This is a genomic window from Corynebacterium sp. HMSC29G08 (genome assembly GCF_001806875.1).
Classification (GTDB): Bacteria; Actinomycetota; Actinomycetes; order Mycobacteriales; family Mycobacteriaceae; genus Corynebacterium.
This window is the reverse complement of sequence record NZ_KV786245.1, coordinates 1-1,104: the sequence shown is the minus strand read 5'-3', so window position 1 is coordinate 1,104 and position 1,104 is coordinate 1. Positions and strand designations below refer to the sequence as shown.

At 53.6% G+C, this 1,104-nt stretch carries 1 protein-coding gene; it reads left to right on the top strand.

Annotation, left to right across the window (positions count from 1 at the left end):
• Positions 1–34 precede the first annotated feature (34 nt).
• Positions 35–805: a pentapeptide repeat-containing protein gene (locus HMPREF3101_RS06155; RefSeq protein WP_070463701.1), complete on the top strand. Its 771-nt coding sequence runs from the start codon at positions 35–37 to the stop codon at positions 803–805.
• Positions 806–1,104 lie beyond the last annotated feature (299 nt).

Sequence of the window (1,104 nt, the reverse complement as noted above, 5' to 3'; positions counted from 1 at the left end):
CTAGCTGGATGCGTACCTATGGGGTTGAGCTGTAATGGGGTTGGATTTGCGTAGTGTGCGCTTTGACAAGCGCTCCTTCGACGGAGTCGATGTGGAAGGCGCCATTTTTCAAACGGTGTGGTTTGAAGGGTGCTCGATTACCCGCCTGTCTGGCACACCAGGTCGTGTGTCGCATATTTCTTTGATCGATTCGACGTTGTCTGAGCCGGGGTTTGATATTCGTGCGAATTGGTTGAGCACGGTTTCTGGGTCGCAGCTTTTGGATGTAGCCATTTATGGTGCAAATCCGCGGTCTCGGGAGTCGGCGCGTGTTGTGAATTCGGTGTTTACTGGCCGGATGCGTGATGTGGTCTTTGCTGAGCATTATCGTTACGCGCAGTTGGAGGGGGTGGATTTGTCTGGGTGTCGTCTTGAAAATGTGGGGTTTTTAGCAATTCCGATGCAGCGTGTTTCGCTTGCTCCTGCTGATGAGGCGTGGGTTGTGCAGGATTGGGCGACGGTTGCTGATGATTTGTATCGGGTTGCGCGTGACGCGATGTCGACTGGTAGTGCGAAAGAGCAGTTTGTGGGTGGGGAGTTGTTTGCGATTTTGCAGGATGATGCGTCGTTGTTTCGTTCGCATCATGGTCTTAGTGGTCGTCCTGAAGAAGGATCGCTTGGGTATGACTCGCGTCGTGGTTCGCGGTATGTGCATGAGTTGGCTGCGACTGATAGGCCGCAGTGGTTTATGGATGTGATGCGTTCGCTGTATCGCCGGGCTGGTGGTGGAGGCTTGTTTCCTGAACACCTGGTAGCAAACAAGTAGCAGCAAACAAAAGACGGCACGGGAGCGGATGGCTGCGAATGTCCAAAGGAAACAATGGGTACAGGGCCGTAACGCCCATGGGATTTGCGGCCAGCGTCCCTGCGCAGCGGGAGTGGTGGGCGCTCGCATCAACGCGTCCGTGTCTGTGTTCGGCTGAGCGAACCTCGGTGTTGAAGGAGTGAAGTGGTGATTTGCTACGAGATTTTGCACGGGTTTGGTTCTGCTGACTTTGGTTTTGACGAGTTCGTTGACTCTTTTGAGATGTCTAGAGTGCAGGATTTTGCTGAGTTTGATGGTCG